The organism is Oceanococcus sp. HetDA_MAG_MS8, from assembly GCA_019192445.1.
Lineage (GTDB): Bacteria > Pseudomonadota > Gammaproteobacteria > Nevskiales > Oceanococcaceae > MS8.
In genome coordinates this window covers 114,722-135,866 of record JAHCMK010000004.1, presented here as the reverse complement: position 1 = coordinate 135,866, position 21,145 = coordinate 114,722, and the positions used below count along the sequence as shown (strand labels likewise).

Here is a 21,145-nt window from a genome sequence, read left to right as displayed (position 1 = left end):
ATGGGGCGCCCTTCTCTGGAGGTCGCCGATGTCTTTCACCGCTACGGCGCCGGATGGCGCCAACAGCAGGCCAGGCACCTGAGTCTCGGTCAGCTCAAGGTCATGTCGGCGGTCGAGCAATGCCGCAGTGCCGCCCTGGGCGGGCATGTGCTGCATTGCGAAAGCTGTGGCGGCGATGACATCGCCTATAACTCCTGCCGCAACCGGCATTGCCCCAAATGCCAGGGCAGTGCTGCGAAACGCTGGCTGGAACTCCGGCAAGCGGATCTGCTGCCGGTGGCCTACTACCACGTGGTCTTTACGTTACCCGCGGCGATCAGCGACATCGCGTATGCCAACAAGGACGTGGTGTACGGCTTGCTGTTTCAGGCCACCGCGGAAACCTTGCGGACGATTGCCGCCGACCCGAAGCATCTCGGGGCCCGGATCGGGGCCACGCTGGTGCTGCACACCTGGGGATCCGCCATGACCCATCATCCCCATGTGCACGGCATTGTGCCGGGCGGTGGATTATCCCGAGACGGAACGCAGTGGATCGGATGCCGACCGGGTTTCTTCCTCCCGGTCCGGGTGCTATCCCGACTGTTTCGCCGGCTCTTCCTGGACGGACTCACCGCTGCCCATGCCGAGCGACGGCTGCATTTCTTTGGCGAGCACCGATCGCTGGCGGATGCGGACACTTTCCGGGAATGGCTCCGCCCGTTTCGTCGAAGCGAATGGGTGGTCTATACCAAGAAGCCCTTTGCCGGGCCGGAGGCAGTGCTGGCCTATCTGTCTCGATACACCCACCGGGTCGCCATTGCCAACAGCCGGCTGAAAGCCATCCATGCCGAGGGCGTGACCTTCCGCTGGAAAGACTACCGCGCCAAAGGACGCACCCGGCACAAGACCATGACACTGGCCCCGGAAGAGTTTATGCGGCGCTTTCTGCTGCATGTCTTGCCCAAGGGTTTCCATCGCATTCGGCACTACGGCCTGCTGGCCAATGCCGACCGACGGAAACACATCGAGACAGCTCGGCAGTGCCTTGGCGTCCAAGCCCCCGAAGCCCCTCCCCATACGGACGAGCCGAAAATCAACACGCACGGCCCGGTGCAAAGCCCCTTTGCGTACCCGCACTGCGGCAAGCCCATGGGCATCGTGCAGATCCTGCTGCCGGATCGCTCCACCGGGCCTCCTGCACGGGCGTCACCATGATCTCGTTTGCGTCCACAACATCGCCCATGGAAACGTCACCTCGCAGAGTGGCGGGGAACCCTTTGTGCTCAGCCCGGAAAACGAGGCCATTTCGCTCCAGAAACGGTCATCCCGACAGGCTCTACGAACGACCGATACCCGATCAACCACCTTATAAGCTGACGATCCAACGGTTGCCAGGCCAAAATCAGACACCACCGCCATATCCAATCCCCATAGCGGCAGTGCCCGCCGGAGGCTCACCGCACTGACTCCGCGGTTTCGTCCCTCGGGGATTTTCCGACACCCGCCGGACGCCTCTCTGCCAACCCTTCAACCCCGCTCGCGGGCGGGCGTCAGACAATCCTCAACAGAAGCGGCCGTTCGGTCGCCAGTGGTGGCAGGCCGTTTCATGTGATAAGCAGACTTCGCGGTTTAGGTTTCTGAGCGCCCGGGAGTTATAACGGCCATTTTTCGTTAACTCAGAATCTGAAAAATCATGATCCCAATAATGAGCACTTGGCCGACGAAGCATGTTGCTCGAACGCCAATCGAGGCTACTCCCGTTCCGCTAATGTGAGCAACTACTTGACCCACGCGGAGATAGAGCACCCATGGCGCTAGCGACGTAACCGCAGGCAGATTATCTAGTAAGCCGGCGATGACGATGACGCTCGCGAAGACCGGAAAGGACTCGGTCATATTGAGATGGGCGTGCTTCATCCTTTGAAAGATGGCTGAATCAGGGTTGACTTTGTCCCTTTCCCAACTGTCTAGCTGTCTCTTCCCCAATAGAGCTAGCGGCACCCGAGGAAACGCATAGCTCAGGGTGAGCACCATCATCAATGCTCCGTAGAGCAACACCGCACCGTATGCCGTCATCATCTCTCCCGATATCTAATGTTCGGGGTGAATACGCACTCTGCCCAGAAACAGATGCACTAATTAGGCAATGGAGAATGTCCTCTAAAAAGGTTGACCAAGTGACAAAAGTAAAACAGCTGACGAACAACAAGAGCCGCGAAGGGCATGTATCCCTACACAAGTTAGTAGTCCGCAGAGTTCTGGGAGCGGTCGTTGCTGCACGTCTGCCAGATAGTCCGCAGTCAGAACGTTGCCGACGTTGATCCGGTGAATTGCCACCCGTGCTTTGTGCCTTTTCCGGACCCTAAGCCGTTCACTGATCGGCATGGCCAATGACGCGGATGCGGACGGTATTCACGCCGATGATCGGCATGGAGGCCCCGGTATCAGCGGCAAGCCGTAGCTTCGACGTACGGCGGTCACGGCTTGGCGCTTACGAGCGGGGTCGCCCCGCAGAGTGGGCAGTTTTTCCAGCAGAACCACGGGTTCAAGATTTGCGGCCCTAGCCAGATCCAGCGCCAGTTCCAGCGCATCATCTTCGGCATCCAGCAGAAAGGCTTCCAGAGCTTCCACAATTGGGGGCGCGATATTCATGGCGGCAGTCACGGTCTACAGGAGGAAAAAAGCTCTTCTTTTGCTTGGTCGACTATAGCCGAAGCGCCAGATCAGCCTGACATTTTACGCAACGCACTCGCAGGAAGCCGTGCTCCAGGCGCCCGCAGCGCAGGAACTAGTCAATCTCACGGCGTACGTATTCTGGCAGCGGCCTCCCCTCGTCCGCTATCCGCTCCGAGAACGCCGGATAGTGTTCCTCCACGAGCCTGTAGAACAGCGTTTGCTCGGGTCGGTGGCGCTGGTAACTGTGCGCATGCACTTTCGCCTGCGCAGCACTTGCTGATCCGATCTCGCTTCACCCTTGTCTTCCTCGATAAGGGTTTCAACGAGATTCTTGGATTGACCCGGACGTGTGATGCGGCGTCTGAATGGCTGCTCTCAGCGATTCAAATACGTACCCGTCCCCAACTGGTCTGACGGCAATGTTCTGGCCGCCGACCACCAACGAAACTACCGCATTCGTGATGCGGACCTAGCCAGAAATGTGATCAACGAATGACCGCAATCGGGAAAGGCCGTCGAAAAGGCGACTGACCCCTATGCGCCCACTGCCGACACTCGCCATGGTTGAACGCCCTGATCCTTCAACCCTAGGATGCAGATAGCCGATAAATGCTATAAAAATCTCCAGCAGGGAGTAGCCGTTGAACACTTAGCCTCGAAGCTGCTGGTTTCGAAAAGCACGCGGGCTCACGCCTTGCTTGGATTTGAAAAAGCGGGAGAAATTCGCTGTTTCGGTAAAGCCCAATGACAAGGCAATCTCCGTTACGCTGAGATGCGGGTCACACAGGCGCTTGCAGGCGAGTTCGTGCTGAACCTGACCAGCGATCTCACGAAAAGTGGTGCCCTCATTCTGCAGGTGCCGGTTGAGGGTTCGGGTAGAAATATTCAATACGCCGGCCAGATCCTTCAGGTCGGGCTGGCCGTTTCCTGCATCCCTCAACATCATTCTCACCCAGCTCTTGAAGGCACCTTTTACCGCAACGCTCTGTTGCAGGGCTCGACATCTTTCCTCTGCAACGCGGAAGGCATTGGTATCGGCAGTATTCAAGGGATACATCGACGCATCGAAGTCGAAGTGAATCATGGCGCCTGGTCGTTCTAGGCAAGCAAAACGCCAGCTTGCCCCGGTCAGTTTTCGGTAGCGGGCCTTGTGCGCCGGCTCCTTGATGGACAGGTCCACTCGAAAGATCGGCAAGCCTGGAGCCAGTTCACGAATCTCACGGTAGGCCGCGTTGGCGATACTCTCAATGTGGAAGTCCAGACAGCGAGGACTCATTCCAACGATAGGACGCCAGGTGATGGTGGCCCCGCCGTTGTGCCGAACGTAGCGCATGGAAAAGGTTGGCATCACCAGACGGAAAAACCGTGCAACAAACTGCAGGCTGTGCTCGATATTCGGACTGTTCAGCATGCCGAAGCCAACAATGCTGTGGGTGGACACACCAAGCAGCGCCCCCCAGTCCAGGGCAATGTCGTTACTGATCGATAAGTCGTCGAAAAGGACATTGACGAGCGATTCGATTTGGCTCAAACGCAGGTGTGCATCGGGTGCCTGGAGTCCTTGAGGATTGATGCCCGAATGCTTCAGAACCCTACGCAGCGGGATGTCCTGCAGCTCGAGGTATTCCAGCATGCGCAGATAGTAGCGAGCAGGAACGCCGGGGTCCTGGGTTTTCATGGCGTGAAGGGGGCCAGATTGAAATGCATATGCCTCTCGGTCTTCGGCCGGGTGTGTGGCGTAAAAAGATAATTATATGGCGAAAAAAGACAATTCAACTAATCCGTGATTCCGGATAATCCACCAATTGGGGGCTGCTGGAGCTAGCGGATTCTCCCGGTGATTTCAGTAAATGAGGAGCGATCGGTGGGGACAGTCACATTTATCGAGTTTGACGGAACGGAGCATCAGGTTGAAGCCGAGAATGGACAGCCGTTGATGCAGGTCGCCATCGACAGAATGGTGCCCGGAATTGATGCTGACTGCGGTGGGGAATGTGCTTGCGGTACATGCCATGTACAGGTGGATGAGGCCTGGTCGGGCAAAACCGGCACGCCTTCCGATGACGAGAATCAGATTCTGAGCATGACGCCCGAACGGACACCGACGTCCCGGCTGTCATGCCAGATCGTGATGAGCGATGACCTGGACGGCCTAGTTGTCCGGATGCCGGAATTTCAAATGTAAACGTCGCAGCATACGTCTGCGCCCTGACAGGTGTCATGGAGAGAGACAAAAATGAGTATTCAAGCCAAGGCAATGCAGGCTGCGTCTACCATCGTGCCCGCAGATCTGCAGATAAAAGGACTGCATACACTGCAAAAGGCTCGGACAAAACTGGGTCTGATTAAAGCGCCTCCGGTTTTTATCGAAACAGACCTGCCGGATGTGAATGGTCTGAATATCGACGCGATCGATGTGAGCAATCCTTTCCTTTTTCGTCAGGACAAGGCGGATACCTATTTCAAACGACTGCGCGAGGAATGTCCTGTTCACTTCGCCAAGAGTTCCCCCTTCGGCCCATTCTGGTCAGTGACTCGGCATGCTGACATCAAGTTTGTCGACAAGCATCATGAGCTGTTCTCGGCAGAACCCCTGATCCTCATTGGTGAAATTCAGGGCATTGCCCCTGAATTGTTCATCGCGATGGACCCCCCGCGACATGATGAGCAGCGCATGGCGGTGCAGGGTGTGGTCGCCCCCAAAAACCTTCGCGAAATGGAGGGGTTGATTCGATCACGGGTGGCTGATGTCCTCGACAATCTTCCGCTCGATACGCCGTTTGACTGGGTGAGCCGGGTCTCCATCGAACTGACAGCCCGCATGCTGGCTACGTTGTTTGATTTTCCCTATGAACAACGCGCCGACCTTGTGAGGTGGTCTGACGTGCTTGCTGCAAGCCCGGAAGCCACGGGTGGGCCAAGTGACCACGACAGCTTCTTTGAGTCGGCCGCTTCGGTCGTCAAATCATTCTCACGCTTGTGTTGGGAAAAGAAAACACGACTCGACGCAGGGGCTCCGCCTTCCTACGATTTGATCAGCTTGCTTCTGTCCAAAGACGAAACCAAGCACATGGTGAAAAATCCCATGGAGTTTCTGGGCAATCTGGCATTGCTGATCATCGGTGGCAACGACACGACGCGAAATTCGATGACGGGCGGGGTATATGCCCTCAACAAATACCCGGACCAGTTCGAAAAGCTCAAGGCTAACCCGGAACTGATCCCGAACATGGTGTCGGAAATCATTCGCTGGCAGACGCCACTGGCCTACATGCGACGGATTGCCAAGACCGATGTGGAACTGGGCGGCCAGATCATCAAAAAGGGCGACAAGGTTGTGATGTGGTATGCATCCGGCAACCGAGACGAAGCGGTCTTTGAGGATGCTGAGAAGCTGATCATCGACCGCAAGAACGCCCGTAATCATATTGCCTTCGGCTTCGGAGTCCATCGCTGCATGGGTAACCGACTGGCGGAGATGCAACTGCGCATTCTCTGGGAAGAGCTGTTGCAACGCTTTGACGCAATCGAGGTGATCGAGGAGCCTCAGCGGGTGCAGTCCAACTTTGTCCGCGGCTACTCGCGGATGCTTGTCAAGCTCACGGCGAAATCTTGAAGCCGGTGCTGCTTGCGCCGGTTTCAAACAACCGGTTAGATAGAAATACCTATGAAAAGGAAGGGGCGGCCCTTCCTTTTCGCGGGCCCAATGATCATGGACTATTGAGGAGAGAGACATTGAGCGTCGCCACTCGGCAAACGTATCCGAGCTGGGTTCCCAGCCGCATGAACGCATTCGCCTCAACCCAATAAGCCGAAGAAAATCGCACCGGAGACACAAGTGCACGGAGACAGTAACAGCACGGCGGCCAAGCTTTTTGTCCGCTATACGGAACCGCTTATATTCAGTCGTCGGTGGTTGACGCTTCTGGTACTTGGGGTGATCACGGCCTTTTTCGCCATGGAGGCCATGAAGCTTCGCATGGACACAGGCTTCGATAAGCAGTTGCCGCTGGGGCACCCGTATATGGGTGTCTATCAGGACTACCAGAAGGAGTTTGGCGGGGCCAACACGGTGCTGTTGGCGGTCAGCCAGAAGAACGATGAGTCCATATATTCAGCCGAGTTCATGGCCACTCTGGAGCAGGCCACCAAGGCGATCTATTTCATGCCAGGTGTGGATCGCTCGCGGGTAAGTTCGCTGTTCACGCCTAATGTGCGCTACATGGAAGTTGTCGAATCCGGCTTTCAGGGCGGCAATGTTGTTCCATCCAACTACACCCCCAGCCCGGAAATGCTGGCGCGGGTGAAATCGAATGTTGCCCGTTCTGACGCGATCGGTCGCCTGGTGTCGAACGACCAGTCCGGAGCCATGGTGTTCTCCGAACTCGTTGAAACCGACCCCGTCACCGGGGAACGGCTGGACTACATTGAGACAGCGCATCGGCTTGAGCAGGTTCGTCAGCGTTTCCTGTCGCCAACACGCTATGAATATGTTCTGACCGAGAAGGTGGGGCCTCTGGAGCAAGGGGCGGTTGTCCGGACTGATTACACGGACCCACGCGGACTGACCTTGCGTTTCGAGAGTGTGACCTACGAACTCGATGATCCGGGGGCTGAACCGCTGGAAATATTGGCTCGGCAGTTCGAGGTGCGCGAGAGCGACAACCCGGACTACAACCCGAACATCGATATCGCCATTATCGGTTTTGCCAAGGCGGTCGGCGATATTGCCGACAGCGCGCTGGAAGTCTTCGGCTTTTTCGGGATCACCCTGATCCTGGTCTGGTTGCTGTTGTCTTGGTACTGCGGCTCACTCGGCGTGGGGCTGCTGCCGCTGGCCTGCGGTGTGCTGGCGGTGGTCTGGGAGCTGGGCATGCTGCACCTGTTCGGCTTCGGGCTGGATCCATTTGCGGTGTTGATGCCGTTCATCGTGTTGGCAATCAGTACCTCACATGGAATCCAGATCACAAATTTCTGGTTGAATGAGGTGGCCGACTCTGGACTCGACAGTTTTGAAGCATCACGGGCAACTTATCGCCGGCTGGTGATTCCCGGTCTTTCGGCGCTTGCTACCAACTTTGTCGGTTTCGGCACGATTCTGCTGATTCCCATTGGCATCGTGCAGGAGATGGCAATCAACGCCATGTTCGGTCTGATCGCCATCGTGCTCTGCAAAAAGGTGTTGCTGCCGTGCCTGCTGTCCTTCGCCCCTATCAAGAATCCGCAGAAGTTTCGTGATCACCAGCACCGTCGCGACCAACGCCTGCGTCCGCTGTGGCGAGGGCTGTCCGTTATCACCAAAAAGCCGGTTGCGGCTGTGGTGCTGGCTGGCGGTGTTGCCTTGTGGGCAGGCGCAGAGCACATTGCCCAGGATCTGAAGTTCGGCGAGCTACACGACGGCGTTCCGGAACTGCGCCCTGACGCTCGTTACAACGTGGATTCGCGAACGATTGCCGAAGACTTCTCTATTGGCGTCGATGTCATAAAGATCATTGCCCAGTCGAAGGCGGATGGCTGTATCGATCACACGGTCATGAATGCAATCGATGACTTTGCCTGGCATATGGAAAACGTGTCTGGTGTGCAGTCGACCATGTCGCTGGCCAAGACCTCCAAACAGGTCTACAACGCCTACAACGAGAACAATCCGAAATGGCATGTATTGCCGCGGGAGTCCGGGGCTCTGGTCGTCACTATCCAGCCGTTCCCGAGCTCTACCGGTTTGCTGAACGAGGATTGCAGCGCAATTCCGATTTTCGTCTATTCATCGGATCACAAGGCCGAGACGATTGATATGATCGTCGCCTCAGCCAATGAATTCATCGACGAGCAGCCAGAGGATTCGCCGGTTCAGTTTCAGCTGGCTACCGGCAATGTCGGGGTGATGGCCGCCGCCAATGACGTGATCCGCGAGACCGAGCCGACCGTTCTGGCCTGGCTGTTCCTCGGTATTGGGCTGTGCATCCTGCTTGCCTTTCGCAGCATTACCAGCTTGATCTGCATTCTGGTCCCGTTGTGGCTGGTTTCCGTCGTGTCGTACGCGGTGATGGTGTACCTGCAGATCGGGGTGAAGGTGTCCAATCTGGCGATGGCCGCATTTGCTGCAGGCATCGGTGTGGATTACGGCATCTACATCCTCAGCGTGCTCGAGGACGAGGTGCGCAACAAAGGCAAGGCACTACGCGAAGCCTATGAAGAAACCTTGCACCAGACGGGCAAAGCCGTGGTGATTACCGCCGCAACGCTGGCTGCAAGCGTGTGCACCTGGTTTTTTTCAACGCTGCAGTTTCAGGTGGATATGGGCTTTCTGCTCACGATCATGTTCATCGCCAACGCTGTTGCCGCAGTAGTGATGCTGCCGGCCTTCGCGGCCTTCCTGCTCAAAGTGGGGCCTTCAGATTCGAAACCCGAGCCAGTGGCCAACCCGGCCTGAAGCTCGGCATTTGATTTTTATTCATGACAGGGGAGATATCCATGAATACCGAACGTTTACTTGTTGCAATGGGTTTGATGGCCGGCATGATGCTGCCGCAAGCCGGTATTGGAAAAGTACCAGCAGAAGAGGCTGCGAAACTGGGCAACGAACTGACCCCCGTGGGGGCGGAACGTGCAGGGAATGCCGAGGGGACGATCCCTGCGTGGACGCCGGCACCACAATCTGGAGAGCTCAACGCATTTCCGGGTGACCCGGAGCTGGAAGCCCAGCAGCCCATATTCACCATCAGTGCCAAAAACGTCGATGACTATGCGGCCAAGTTGACCGAGGGACACAAAGAGTTGATGCGCCGGTTTCCGGACAGCTACAAGATGAACGTGTATCCATCCGTACGCAAGACCAACTTTCCGCAGAAGATTCTTGATGAAACTATCAAGAACGCCACGCGTGCCGAGCTCGAAGGGGTCGACAATCCACGCGGGGCTTACGTGGGTTTTCCGTTCCCGATTCCGAAATCCGGCGCGGAGCCGATCTGGAATCACCGGACCAAATGGCGTGGTAATGCGCTGATCCGGCCAAACGACCAGATGATCGTGCAGCAGGACGGCAGCTTCAAGGTGACCAAGATCATCGAGGACGTAAAGTTCTACTACGCAAATATTGAAGAGGAAAACCCACCCGAGCTGAAACCGGGTGTGGATTTCCTGCGTTACCTGTCGGAGACCGTTGCTCCGCCGCGCATCGCCGGAACCTTTATTCTGGTTCACGAGAAAGCTGGATTCGGACCGGAAGGTCGTTCGGCCTGGCTGTATGCCCCGGCGCTGAAGCGGATTCGTCGCGCCCCAGCGGTCTGTTGTGACAACCCCTACGAGGGCACCGACGGCCACCAGTTCTATGACCAGGTGGACATGTACAACGGCGTCCTGGAGCGTTTCAGCTGGAAGATGATTGGAAAGCGGGAAATGTATATCCCGGCCAACTCTTACAAGATCGGCACGCCGCCGACGACCTATGACGAAATTGCCTCGCCGAATCATGTGAACCAGGATTTGCCGCGTTACGAGTTGCGTCGCGTGTGGGTTGTCGAAGCCAATAACAAACCGGATAACCGTCATACCTTCAGCAAGCGAACCATTTACCTGGATGAAGATTCCTGGAATGTCGTCGCCATTGACGCCTACGACCACGAAGGCAAGCTGATGCAGTTCCAGGAAGGACATCTGATGGACAACACCAATATCCAGGCCACGAGCACGCAGCCCGAAATCATCTACCACCTGAATAGCGGGCGTTACTTTGCGACTGCCATGCAGAATGAAGGGCGGCCTTACGACCAGACCGTGAGTTTCTCCGATCGCCACTTTGAACCAAACACTGTTCAGAAGCAGGCATCGAAGTAACCGAGCTTCTGGGAGACAGACAAATGCGTGCTACCAACTTGCTAAGCCGGGCTGCGTCCGGAGTGACCCTGGTTGCCCTCAGTTTCGGGGCTCAGGCGATTCAGTTTGATTTTTCGGCCTTCGGTGAGAACTTCTCCGGGGTGCTTAATAACACCGGGACCTTCGGGTACAGCTGGCGAATCGAGAACCGCAAGGACTTTCTCGTGGGCAAGCTCAACCTGGACCCTGATCTGTGTTCTGGCCCATACCAGTACTGTCAGGGCGTGCACCGCGAGCAGATTCACCCGGCTCAGCAGTTGGCGCGTGCGCCAGGTGTCGCCTCCGTCAACCTGGATGACGGCAACCTGAACTACGACCGCGGCGACATCACCCAGGCCCCGTTGAAGATCAACAACGACATCACGATTGAATGGGGAAACTTCGGCTTCTTCGCACGCGGAATCGGGATATACGACTACGTCAACTACGACTTCGAGGAGTTTCACCCAAACCGGGTCACGGCAGAGAATGTCGACCGCACTGGCACGACAGGGAACACGCAGACCTCAAACCGCTATTTTGATCAGGTCTATGGTCCCGGTGAGGTTGTTCGGGAAGATCGCGATCATCGGACAGCCGAACAGGCGGGGTTGCGGTATGACCTGCTGGACTTCAATTTCTACGGGACGACACCATTTTTTGGTGACCGTGACCTCATTTTCCGGGTGGGACGGCAAACGGTTAACTGGGGGCAGAGCACAGTGGCCGTCGTTAACAGCGTGAATCAGGCCCAGCCCGTGAATGCCAACAGCCTGTATCGCCTTGGCTTCGGCTTGCTGGAAGAGCTTTTCCTGCCTGTCGGAATGATCCGGGCAAGTACCCAGGCATTCTGGGACATCGATCTTGAGGTGTACTACCAGTACGAATGGGAGCCCATCGAGATACCCACGCCGGGCTCCTTTATGTCGTTCATTGATGTGGGTAGTGACAACCTGCGCGACAACGTCAACCTGACATTCAGTGGCCATGAAGACCCGGATGGCGTCGCGTCCTTCGTGGACAACCCATTGGCTTTGATTACGCCCTTGTCTCCAACGGGTGAACTGCTGCCAGAAAGACGAGCCAGAGACAGTGGCCAGTTTGGTGTCGCATTGAAGCGTTACTTCTATGACCTGAATAACGGTACGGAGTTTGGTCTGTACTTCATGAACTATCATTCCAAATTGCCGTATGCGAGTTTCTATGCAGCTGACGCCAGCTGTGCGCGTCGCGAAGGCAATACCGCAGGAATTGATGCAACGAACACCTTTGAGTTTTTGCAGGCATGCCCGAATCTGCCGCTGACCAGTTCGCTGCAAGCACAGACCGCTCTGGCTCTGGAGGTCGCCCAGCTGGCAGTGACGAACCCGGGAGTATTGCTTACGGACTTCGGCGCAACCAACCCGGTCACGGCGCTGACCGGTCTGACCAATCTGCTAGTGGGCAACCCCAACGAGCCGCTCAACGACACCCTGGCACTGGACTCGATCAAGGTTCAGTTGCAGTACCCGGAAGACATTCAGATGTACGGGGTGAGCTTTAATACCACCTTCGGGGAATACTCCTTCCAAGGTGAGGTCGCGTACCGACCCAATTTGCCGCTGCAGGTGGCGATTGCCGACCTGGCCTTTGCGGCGCTGGGGCCAACCCTCACTCGCTGCCATGACCAGAGCATTGGTTGTGCCGGTTCTCAGGCGAGTCGCGGGTATGACGAATCAGGAAACATCGTGACCTATGGCAGCAATGACTTCGTTGATGCGAGGGGTGAGAATCCATACACCGATACGATCAATCTGATCGTGGGCTCGCTACCGGGTTCGGCCCGGTCATTCCCGAGTTTTATCGAGCCTTACCGGCATGGCACGATCGGGGAAACTGCGCCGAACAGCTATATCCAGGGCTGGATTGACGGTCAGGTGAATCAGTACAACCTGGGGGCCACTCGGGTTCTGGGGGCCTCGGAAAACTGGATTTTCGCCGACCAGGTCATTCTGCTGTACGAGCTTGCGGCCACCCATGTGCTGAACATGCCCGATTTCCATGAGCTGCAGATTGAAGGGCCCTACACGGCTACAACGCACGCCAGTGCAGGTGCCGACGGCAGCGGTGCGGATGGTTCACAGTTGGCCTGCTCAAGCAATCCAACCTGCACAGTCGGCCCCGATGGATTGCGCTTTAATCCGTTTCAGGAACGTCGTAGTGCATTTGCTGATGCCTTCTCCTGGGGTTACCGGGTGGTCGGTCGGATTCGTTACGAATCGGTCTTGCCGGGGATCAGTGTCCAGCCTCTGTTTATCTGGCAGCACGACATCCACGGCAATGCTCCGGGGCCGGCGGCCAACTTTGTCGAGGGCCGGAAACAGCTCAACTTGCTACTGGAAGTCCAGCATGAGCGTGGTTATTCCTTCACGCTGGCGTACAACATGTTTACCGGGGCAGGGCGTGATAACAACTACGCGGACCGCGACAACCTTGGCTTCTTCCTGAAGTATCAGTTCTAGGCATGGCGACTATGAAAATGCAAAGCGTTCGTCCCTTGTGCCCGAGTGCTCTGGCCCTGATTCTCGCAATGGCGTTCAGTGGTATTGCCATTGCGGATGAGAATGACACCCAGCCGCAAGCGTCGAAACCCTATCCATTGGCGGCAGACGGGTTGATCCTGGATATCGAGAGAGTCGGTGCCGGATTTGTTGCGGTTGGCGAACGCGGGCATGTTCTGCGCTCCAACGATGGAGCCGCCTGGCAGCAAGTGATTGTTCCTGTTGATTCGCTGCTGACGGCGGTCCATTTCGTGGATGAGCAACATGGCTGGGTCGTCGGCCATGACGGCGTCATTCTGCGAAGCGAGAATGGCGGACAGGATTGGCAGCTGCAACGCTTCGAGCCAAATGGTGCGGGCCCACTGCTGGATGTGAAATTCATTTCGGTCGAAGAGGGTTTCGCTGTCGGTGCTTTCGGTACTTTTCTGCAAACGCGGGACGGTGGGGATAGCTGGACGACTGTCGATGCTCCCGCTGTGACCGATGCCGCCGTGCATTTATATTCCATTGACCAATTCGACACGGGACGCTGGTCGCTTGTCGGTGAGATGGGCTTCATCGCAAGCAGCGATGATGGTCAGCAGTGGCAGCAGCTCGATTCACCCTACGACGGGTCCTTCTATTCCGTGGCCCAATACGGCGAGGACGGCGCGCTTATCGTCGGCATGCGTGGTAACGCATTTCTGACCCGCGACCTTGGATCCGGAAACTGGGAACAACTGGAAACCGGTACGGTTCTCGGGCTGACTTCCGTGGCGCCACTGACCGCGGAGCAGTTTCTGGTTACGACACTCAACCGAAAGCTGCTGCTGATGCAGGCGTCTGGTGAGGTTCAGCCGTTGGCACTTGCTCATGAATTCGACGGGGAAAACACCGGTTCGTTCAATGATGTTTTGACCGTTGGGGATCACTTTCTGTTAGCAACGGATGTCGGCGTGGTGCGTACCAGCTCAGAAGCGACGATCACTGCGCGGTTGGCGGACGGCGGATAGTCGGCGTGTGATGGCCTGGAAACGACGGGTCACTGCCGTTGCGCTCGGAGCTTTCATGGCACCGTGCCTCGGGCAGCGACCAATCTCCGAGAATACACATCAGTTGTATTGGGACTGGGAGCAGCACCAGGTCAATTTGATCAAAGAGCCAGGGGCGACCCTGGACTCACACGCCGACGGATTGCAAATATTCGTTCTTCCTGATGCAGACAAGCCTTGCTCGGCATACCGCGCGGAACTGCTCGGTGCTTCGAAACCTCAGCAAGTAGGTCAATTCGCACCTCTGGGCCATAGCTGCAGCGTTCGTCTCGAATCACCGGCAGGGGTTCAACCTGCGTTGCTAGTTAGTGCCATAGACGGGCTGGGCTCGCCCTTGTTAAAGACTGAGGTTGCGCCCACCACCCGTGAGATTGCAATTTCCTTTCAGCGTGGTCTTTTTCGAGAATGGGTCGAGATATCCCAATGGCCGCTGCGCATGGAGGCTTCGTGGTGGCGAGCTGCGGTGGATTGGCTGCCCGGAGTCGACCCTGGGGAAATTCCAGACCGGGTACAGCGTCTGCAACGGCCGGTGTGGCGGGTAATTAGAGAGTCTTGCTTCCAACAGGAAAAGAGCTCGGAAATCGTCAGCGCGTTGTTCGCTCTTCTCAGGACAGTCGAGGTGACGGATTACACAGTTGAGGAGATGCGAGTGCTGGCAGCCTGCGCCATCACTCATGGTTGGGGGCGTACAGCTCAGCGGGCAATTGATCACTGGGAATCTCTCAGCGGAATCACGCAGGATTTGGTCACGGCGCGTTTGCGGTTGGCGGCATTGCAGTTTCGGGTCGGTGATTACAGGGGAGTATCGGAACTGTCGATATCACCCTCTCGACCCATTGAAGAGATGCAATATCGGCACCTGAAGTCGATGGCACTGTTGGCGCTCTCACGTTATCCAGAGGCCGCAGCACTACTGCTGGAAGGCCCGCACCTGGGAGGCGCAAGCAGCAGTTCAGTCAAGATATTGCGCTCTGCAATGTATATGCGGTACAACCTGGCGACAGCCCTCATGGCCAGTGGGGAGCCACAGCGCGCATGGGCGGTGCTCGACCGAATTGGACAAACAAAAAGCAACGATCTTCAGATTCAGGCGCTGGTCGACAAGGCGAACTTGGTGCTGGGGTGGCAATTCCTGAATGCGAACTCGGCTGCAACGGCCACGCCGATTTTCGGTCGCGTGGCAACGGATGGGCCCTATACCTCGCAGGCTTTGCTCGGGATCGGGTGGTCATGGTTATCAGAACGGGGAAAAGCGCAGCGTCGCGTGGCCGAGCCCACCAGCGAACGTCCAGTTGAGCAATCATCGGCGGTGCTGAAGGCCCTGTTTCAGCACGGCGAGATAAGCTGCGATGAGTATCGTGAAGCTATGGGTGATGCGGCCGTGTGTCTTCGCTCCACCAGGTTTCGTCGCCGAGCCGAGCAAGCTGATGACTACCGAGCGTCGACAGCTTCGGACTACTGGCTTCGGTTATTGCGAAGCGATCTGAGCGATCTCCCCAGTGTTGAAGCCGCGATCGCGCTTGCTGACTCGGCGGCTGCTAAGGGCGAGCTCGGAGTCGCAAAGGCGCTTCTGAGTCGTTGCATACAGATCGTGGAGGGGCAGTTGAAGCAGCTGTCCGTTACAGCGACTACCTTGCTGCTTGATGATGTCGGTCATCCACAATGGCTTCAGTTGTGGTTGCTCGATGCTGAGCCTCATCTGCTTCTCTCCATGTATTTCGCACTGGAACAACCCATTGTGGAGGCTGAGATGCACCCTGACATGCTGCGGCAGCGCAGAGCGCTCCGCTTGCGGGTCCAGAAGCAACTCGTACTGATATTCGAAGAGCAGCGCAAAAAGCGGCGTGATCAGTTGAACAGCTACCTGATCGATGCGCGTTTCAAATACGCACGCATGCTCGACCTTGCACGCGAAGTCGAATCCCCCTGAGAAAAGGCCGGGGTGGGTAATGCGGCGACGGTAAGGTGGTCTGATGTCGGCCGGGAGCGGTAAGGTTCACCCCCTAATCCACGAAAGAAATCAGCTCTCGACTTCTGTTTCTGAATAGCCAAGCACAGCGTGGGTCTGAAGCGCCCAATCCGTAGCCGTATCGGTAGGGCTTTAGACAACAAAAAAGCCACCGGACGGGGTGACATCCGGTGGCTCGCTTTATCGCTAAACAGCGAGCCAGGAGACTGCCCCGTAAGGGCAGCGAGGTTACTGAAGGTGAAGTGGGGGGTATTTCTACCCCCACACACCAGTTTTCAATCAGTTACAAGATTCCAAATGAGAACGCTTCTCGGGGTCACTTGTTGCCTGTATTGGGTCAGTGATTGCAGGTATCCACACAAGCAGGACAAAATTCTGTCGTTTTGGACAGCGGTTCTGCCCCTTTACAGAAAACCGTTCTTAGGAAGCGTTCCGGTTTTGGCACTCGTTAAGTCTCGTATCCAAAAAATTCTTCTCCTAAGCGTTGGATTTAAAGGCTGTTGGCAAATCCAGAAATAGCTTCTCGCGTCTTGCTGATGTTTGCTGTGGCAAATCCAGCAATAGAAGCGGCTGATTGGCAAATCCAGAGTTAGTCAATTTCAGTCCAGTTTTAGGTCATCAAAATCCAGCTGTACCTCGATCCCTACGGAAAGGATTTTTAATCCCAGCTCAAGGCCCCACCGGTTTGGTATTCGGTGACGCGGGTTTCGAAGAAGTTTTTCTCCTTCTTCAGGTCCATCATTTCGCTCATCCAGGGGAAGGGGTTGGTGGCTCCGGGGTAGAGCGCATCAATCCCGATCTGCTGACAGCGGCGGTTGCAGATGAACTTCATGTACTCGTTGAACATGTTGGCGTTCAGGCCGAGCACGCCGCGGGGCATGGTGTCGTGGGCGTAGCGAATTTCCAGCTCGGTAGCTTCGCGCAGCATGTTCGATACTTCGGCCTTGAACTCCTCGGTCCACACATCGGGGTTTTCGACCTTGATCTGGTTGATCACGTCGATACCGAAGTTCATGTGCATGGACTCGTCGCGCATGATGTACTGGATCTGCTCGGAGACACCCATCATTTTGTTGCGGCGACCGAAGGACAGCAGCTGCACAAAGCCCACGTAGAAGAAGATGCCTTCAAACACCACGTAGAAGGCAATCATGTCACGCAGCAGGCGCTGGTTGTCTTCGGGGGTGCCGGTGTGGAAGTTGGGGTCAGCCAGCGACTGCGTGTAGGGCAGAGCCCAGGCGGCCTTGTCGTGGATGGAGGGGATTTCGCGGTACATGTTGAACACTTCCGCTTCATCCAGACCCAGCGACTCCACGCAGTACTGGTAGGCATGGGTGTGCAGGGCTTCTTCAAAAGCCTGGCGCAGCAGGTACTGACGGCACTCGGGGTTGGTGATGTGGCGGTACACGGCCAGCACCAGGTTGTTGGCCACCAGCGAGTCGGCCGAGGCGAAAAAGCCCAGCGAACGTTTGATGATCAGGCGCTCATCATCGGTGAGGCCGTTGGGGTCTTGCCACATGGCCAGGTCGGCGGCCATAGAGATTTCGTTGGGCATCCAGTGGTTGGCACATCCGTCGATGTACTTCTCCCAGGCCCACTTGTACTTGAAGGGCACAAGCTGGTTCAGGTCGGCCTTGCAGTTGATGATTTTTTTATCGTCGACCTGAATGCGCGAGGCACCCATTTCTACAGACTCCAGGCCCGTTGCGCCGACGGCAGCAGGGTCTGTGGGTGGGTGATCGACGTTGCCGACCATGCCGGCCGTGCTGGGCATGGGCTGCGCCTGCGGCTTGGCAGCAGGTTGGGCGTCGGTGGTGTTTGGTGTGTCGTCCCAGTTGAGCATCGTGGTTCCTCTGGTGAGATGTTTTTGAATCAATCAGTGAAAGCGGTTCGGAAGGGCGTTATGGCTGTGTTGGCAGCGGTCGACCGTTCGATGGCGGTTCTCGTTGTCATTGCGATGCGTGGTGCACTATCGGGTGAGGCAGGGTCATGAGCGTTATCGCTTCGCCAGCGATTGGCCCGCACCCATTTGTTGAAACTGAGGGCCGGTGGCCCTCTGTTTCAACAAAGCACCGTGGCGAATCGCTTACTGGCATGCCTCACAATCCGGGTCGAGGATGGAGCAGGCTTGAGGTGCGGGTTCTGGGCTGGCCGTGGGTGTGGGGCTAGGTGCGGAAGAGGCGACTGGGTTGTTTCCGGCATTACCACCGGCCACTTTGTTCAGGCGGCTATCTTCAATGGTGGTTTTCTCACTGTGCGTTGCACCCATAGTGCGCAGGTAGTACGTGGTTTTCAGGCCACTCTTCCATGCTAGCTTGTACAGCTCGTCCAGTTTGCGGCCCGAGGGTTCACGCATGTACAGGTTGAGGCTTTGAGCTTGGTCCAGCCACTTTTGCCGGCGGCTACCCGCTTTGACCAGCCAGCTGGCATCGATTTCAAAGGCGCACTTAAACAGGGCTTTGACGTCGTCCGGTACGCGGTCAATTTGTTGCACCGAGCCGTCGTAGAACTTGAGGTCGTGCACCATCACTTCATCCCAGAGGTCGCGCGCTTTGAGCTCTTGCACCAGGTAGGGGTTGGCCACTGTGAACTCGCCGGAAAGGTTCGATTTCACGTAAAGGTTCTGGTAGGTGGGCTCGATGGATTGCGAGACGCCGGTGATGTTCGCGATGGTGGCCGTAGGCGCAATGGCCATGCAATTGGAGTTGCGCATGCCCACGGTCTTGACCTTCTCACGCAGGCTGTCCCAATCCAGACGCTGGCTGCGATCTTGATCGAGTTGGCCTTCGCCACGGTTTTCTGCCAGCTTTTCGATACTGTCGATGGGCAGAATGCCTTGGCTCCATAGGCTGCCCGGGTAGCTCTTATAGCTGCCACGCTCGGCAGCTAATTCGCTGGAAGCGTCAATAGCGTAGTAGCTGATGAGTTCCATGGACTCATCGGCAAACTGCACCGCATCGTCCGACTCATAAGGCAGGCCTAGCTTGTACAAGGCATCTTGGAAGCCCATCAGGCCCAAGCCGACTGGACGGTGACGCAGGTTGGAATCGCGCGCGGTACCGACCGAGTAGTAGTTGTACTCGATGACGTTGTCCAGCATGCGCATGGCGGTGCGCACGGTCTTCTGCAGTTTCTCGCGGTCCAGCTCCACCGTGCCGTCTTCGCGCTTGACCACATGCTGGGCCAGGTTCACCGAGCCCAGGTTGCACACGGCGATTTCCTTGCCAGGCGAGGTGTTCAGTGTGATCTCGGTGCACAGGTTGGAGGAGTGCACCACGCCCACATGCTGTTGCGGACTGCGCAGGTTGCAGGGATCTTTGAAGGTTACCCAAGGGTGGCCGGTTTCGAAGAGCTGGCCCAACATTTTGCGCCACAGCTGCACGGCCGGAATGCGCTTGTAGTTACGAATTTCGCCGCGGTCAGCCTTGTCTTCGTACTGCACATAGCGCTCTTCAAAGGCGCGGCCGGTGAGGTCGTGAAGGTCCGGCACTTCGTCGGGTGAGAACAGGGTCCACTGACCTTCTTCCAGCACCCGCTTCATAAACAGATCCGGCACCCAGTTGGCGGTGTTCATGTCGTGGGTGCGGCGGCGCTCATCGCCGGTGTTCTTGCGCAGCTCCACGAACTCTTCAATGTCGCGGTGCCAAGTTTCGAGGTAGGCGCAGACGGCGCCCTTACGCTTGCCGCCCTGGTTGACCGCGACGGCGGTGTCGTTGGCCACTTTTAAGAAGGGCACCACGCCTTGGCTCTTGCCGTTGGTGCCTTTGATGTAGGCGCCCATGCCGCGAACCGGGGTCCAGTCGTTGCCCAGACCGCCGGCGAATTTGGACAGCATGGCGTTGTCGTGAATGGCGCCGAAAATGCCGGTGAGGTCGTCAGGCACCGTGGTCAAGTAGCAGCTGGAGAGCTGCGGACGCAGGGTGGCCGAGTTGAATAGGGTCGGCGTGGACGACATGAAGTCGAAGGACGACAGCAGGGTGTAGAACTCGATGGCGCGCTCTTCACGATCGACTTCATTGATGGCGAGTCCCATAGCTACCCGCATAAAGAAGGCCTGCGGCAGCTCGAAGCGGTCGCCGTCGTGATGGATGAAGTAACGGTCGTAGAGGGTTTGCAGACCCAGGAAGTTGAACTGGTTGTCCCGATCCGGCAACAGGGCTTGGCCCAAACGCTCCAAGTCGTACTGCAGCAGGGTGTCGTCTAAGAGTTCCCATTCCACAGCCTGCTTCACGTAGCTACGGAAGTAGCTGGGGTACAGCTCACGCATTTCGCTGTGCGTGGCGTACAGGGTCGACATACCCAACTTGGTCAGCGCTTCATGGCGCAGCTTGTCCATCAGCAAGCGGGCCGCCACCAGCGAGTAGTTGGCCTCGGTTTCAATCAGCGCACGCGCTGCCAGGGTGGGCGCCTGAGCGAGGTCGGCTTCCGAGATTTCGTCATACAGATTACGCAGGATGTCCTGTGTGACCTTTTCGGGGTCTACATCGGCAATGCCTTCACAGGCTTCAACAGCAAGCTGATGGATTCGGCTGGCATCCAGCGGCTGCAGACTGCCGTCTGCACCCCGAACATGGAGCTGCGGGGCTTCTTGTACGGCGGCCGACTCGGCCTGCTTCGCAGCCCGCTTTTGCGCCTGTTGGTCGCGGTACAACACATAGGAGCGTGCCACCTTGTGTTCACCAGAGCGCATCAGCGCCAGTTCGACTTGGTCTTGGATGTCTTCAATGTGAACGGTGCCACCGCCGGGCAGGTTCCGGGTCACCCCTTGGCTGACTTGTTCGGTGAGCTGCGCCACCGTGTCGTGAACCCGCTTGGATTCCGCTGCTTGACCACCTTCTACAGCCAGAAAGGCCTTGGTCAATGCGACCTTGATCTTGCTGGGGTCATAAGGTGTGACTTTGCCATTTCGGCGAATCACCTTATAGGTGCCAGGAGCAGTGGCGTTGACTTCGGTGTTGGCGGGCTTTGCGCTCGACTGCGGTAGACGACCGGCAGGAGCAGCAGGAGCTTCGGTGGTGGCATCCATGGTTTTGTTCTCGCAAGAGTGAAGCGGCAAGTGTCTCGACCGTGCTTTATTCGGCACGGGTGCACAA

Annotated in this window: 13 protein-coding genes; 8 read left to right on the top strand and 5 right to left on the bottom strand. The window is 57.0% G+C overall.

Features of this window, described 5'->3' with window-relative positions; translation table 11 throughout:
* Entirely contained in the window at nucleotides 1-1,197 is a 1,197-nt protein-coding gene (locus tag KI787_08980; protein ID MBV6630084.1) for an IS91 family transposase, read from the top strand.
* Between the two features lie 456 nt (nucleotides 1,198-1,653).
* Here the strand turns inward: KI787_08980 and KI787_08975 are convergent, their stop codons facing one another.
* The 3 genes from KI787_08975 to KI787_08965 all read right to left on the bottom strand — a co-directional run bounded on the left by KI787_08975 (nucleotide 1,654) and on the right by KI787_08965 (nucleotide 4,336).
* The gene (locus KI787_08975) at nucleotides 1,654-2,058 is read right to left on the bottom strand and encodes an MAPEG family protein (protein ID MBV6630083.1); all 405 of its coding nucleotides are present in this window, start codon (nucleotides 2,056-2,058) and stop codon (nucleotides 1,654-1,656) included.
* A gap of 336 nt (nucleotides 2,059-2,394) precedes the next feature.
* Entirely contained in the window at nucleotides 2,395-2,634 is a 240-nt protein-coding gene (locus KI787_08970; protein ID MBV6630082.1) for a hypothetical protein, read from the bottom strand.
* A 673-nt stretch (nucleotides 2,635-3,307) separates the two neighbouring features.
* A complete protein-coding gene (locus KI787_08965; protein ID MBV6630081.1) occupies nucleotides 3,308-4,336 on the bottom strand; it encodes an AraC family transcriptional regulator ligand-binding domain-containing protein in 1,029 nt (342 codons plus the stop codon).
* 186 nt (nucleotides 4,337-4,522) lie between these two features.
* On the opposite strand from KI787_08965, the gene KI787_08960 reads away from it, so the two are divergent.
* From KI787_08960 to KI787_08930, 7 genes are all read left to right on the top strand, one after another.
* Nucleotides 4,523-4,843, top strand: a complete 321-nt coding sequence (locus KI787_08960; protein MBV6630080.1) for a 2Fe-2S iron-sulfur cluster binding domain-containing protein — start codon at nucleotides 4,523-4,525, stop codon at nucleotides 4,841-4,843.
* A 51-nt stretch (nucleotides 4,844-4,894) separates the two neighbouring features.
* On the top strand, nucleotides 4,895-6,274 hold the full coding sequence (locus tag KI787_08955) for a cytochrome P450 (GenBank protein ID MBV6630079.1): 1,380 nt from the start codon (nucleotides 4,895-4,897) through the stop codon (nucleotides 6,272-6,274).
* A 222-nt stretch (nucleotides 6,275-6,496) separates the two neighbouring features.
* Nucleotides 6,497-9,091 carry an MMPL family transporter gene (locus KI787_08950; GenBank protein MBV6630078.1) on the top strand — a complete coding sequence of 865 codons (2,595 nt, stop codon included), beginning with the start codon at nucleotides 6,497-6,499 and terminating at the stop codon, nucleotides 9,089-9,091.
* Nucleotides 9,092-9,132: 41 nt separating this feature from the next.
* Entirely contained in the window at nucleotides 9,133-10,494 is a 1,362-nt protein-coding gene (locus KI787_08945; GenBank protein MBV6630077.1) for a DUF1329 domain-containing protein, read from the top strand.
* Between the two features lie 23 nt (nucleotides 10,495-10,517).
* Complete coding sequence (locus tag KI787_08940; GenBank protein MBV6630076.1) at nucleotides 10,518-13,013, top strand: DUF1302 family protein; 2,496 nt, start codon at nucleotides 10,518-10,520, stop codon at nucleotides 13,011-13,013.
* A gap of 11 nt (nucleotides 13,014-13,024) precedes the next feature.
* A complete protein-coding gene (locus KI787_08935) occupies nucleotides 13,025-14,044 on the top strand; it encodes a hypothetical protein (GenBank protein ID MBV6630075.1) in 1,020 nt (339 codons plus the stop codon).
* Between the two features lie 802 nt (nucleotides 14,045-14,846).
* Nucleotides 14,847-16,013 carry a hypothetical protein gene (locus KI787_08930; protein MBV6630074.1) on the top strand — a complete coding sequence of 389 codons (1,167 nt, stop codon included), beginning with the start codon at nucleotides 14,847-14,849 and terminating at the stop codon, nucleotides 16,011-16,013.
* A gap of 697 nt (nucleotides 16,014-16,710) precedes the next feature.
* Here KI787_08930 and KI787_08925 read toward each other — a convergent pair.
* Both KI787_08925 and KI787_08920 read right to left on the bottom strand, forming a co-directional pair.
* Nucleotides 16,711-17,895, bottom strand: a complete 1,185-nt coding sequence (locus tag KI787_08925) for a ribonucleotide-diphosphate reductase subunit beta (GenBank protein ID MBV6630073.1) — start codon at nucleotides 17,893-17,895, stop codon at nucleotides 16,711-16,713.
* Nucleotides 17,896-18,138: 243 nt separating this feature from the next.
* Nucleotides 18,139-21,078 (bottom strand): ribonucleoside-diphosphate reductase subunit alpha, encoded by a 2,940-nt coding sequence (locus tag KI787_08920; protein ID MBV6630072.1) that lies wholly within the window; start codon nucleotides 21,076-21,078, stop codon nucleotides 18,139-18,141.
* Nucleotides 21,079-21,145 lie beyond the last annotated feature (67 nt).

Coding starts and splice junctions, on each gene's coding strand:
- KI787_08955 (MBV6630079.1), top strand. CDS start 4,895: ATGAGTATTCAAGCCAAGGCAATGCAGGCTGCGTCTACCATCGTGCCC.
- KI787_08980 (MBV6630084.1), top strand. CDS start 1: ATGGGGCGCCCTTCTCTGGAGGTCGCCGATGTCTTTCACCGCTACGGC.
- KI787_08925 (MBV6630073.1), bottom strand. CDS start 17,895: ATGCTCAACTGGGACGACACACCAAACACCACCGACGCCCAACCTGCT.
- KI787_08965 (MBV6630081.1), bottom strand. CDS start 4,336: ATGAAAACCCAGGACCCCGGCGTTCCTGCTCGCTACTATCTGCGCATG.
- KI787_08920 (MBV6630072.1), bottom strand. CDS start 21,078: ATGGATGCCACCACCGAAGCTCCTGCTGCTCCTGCCGGTCGTCTACCG.
- KI787_08975 (MBV6630083.1), bottom strand. CDS start 2,058: ATGACGGCATACGGTGCGGTGTTGCTCTACGGAGCATTGATGATGGTG.
- KI787_08970 (MBV6630082.1), bottom strand. CDS start 2,634: ATGAATATCGCGCCCCCAATTGTGGAAGCTCTGGAAGCCTTTCTGCTG.
- KI787_08945 (MBV6630077.1), top strand. CDS start 9,133: ATGAATACCGAACGTTTACTTGTTGCAATGGGTTTGATGGCCGGCATG.
- KI787_08935 (MBV6630075.1), top strand. CDS start 13,025: ATGAAAATGCAAAGCGTTCGTCCCTTGTGCCCGAGTGCTCTGGCCCTG.
- KI787_08940 (MBV6630076.1), top strand. CDS start 10,518: ATGCGTGCTACCAACTTGCTAAGCCGGGCTGCGTCCGGAGTGACCCTG.